General features: G+C 70.0%; 1 protein-coding gene. It reads right to left on the minus strand.

The annotated features are described in order from the left end of the window. A partial coding sequence (locus tag CCN37_RS38310; RefSeq protein WP_086830260.1) for a transporter substrate-binding domain-containing protein occupies positions 1–753 on the minus strand: 753 nt, incomplete at both ends.

Consider the following 753-nt stretch of genomic DNA (forward strand, 5'->3'; position numbering starts at 1 on the left):
GGGCGGGCTCGGAGGTGCCGTAGACCTCGCCGTACATCCGCGCCCACGAGCCGTCCTGGAACGCCTTCTTCAGCATCGCTTCGAGCTGGCGCCGGAGTTCCTTGTCGCGCGCGGGGACTCCGATGTAGTAGCCCTCGTCGGTCAGCTTGACGCCGAGGACCTTCAACGCGCCCTTGGCCTGCCCGGCGTAGCCGCGCAGCACGGCGTCGTCGGCGGAGAAGGCCGAGACGCGGCCCGCCTGCAACGACTCCACGCAGCGGCTGCCCAGGTTCTCCTCGACCACGTTCTGCGTCACGCGCGCGGCCTTGAGGCTCTGCCCGGCACCCGTCCCCGCGACCACGCACACCGGCTTGTCGGCGAGCTGGGCGGCCGTGGTGATGCCGCTGTCGGAGCGGACCAGCAGGTCCTGCGCCACCTTTAGGTACGGGCCGACGAAGGCGATCTGCGGCTGCGGCTGGTTGGTCTTGATGGCGCCGACCACCAGGTCCACGTCACCGCTGCGCAGCGAGTTCAGCCGGGTGTCCAGGCTCGCGGAGCGGTACTGCACCGGGTCCGAAGCCTTGAGCCCGACCATGTCCTTGGCGATGGCCGTCGCCAGCAGCGTGTCGAAGCCGGAGTACTTGCCGCTGCCCTGCTCCTGCAGCGACACCCCGGGGAGGCTGTCGGTGGTGCCCATGAACAGCCGGCCGTTCTGCTTGATCTTGTCGACCGTCGGCGAGCCGGAGCCGTCCTCGGTGACCGAGGTCTTCGGCG

Origin of the sequence: Allokutzneria sp. NRRL B-24872 (genome assembly GCF_002155965.1) — a bacterium.
GTDB lineage: Bacteria > Actinomycetota > Actinomycetes > Mycobacteriales > Pseudonocardiaceae > Allokutzneria.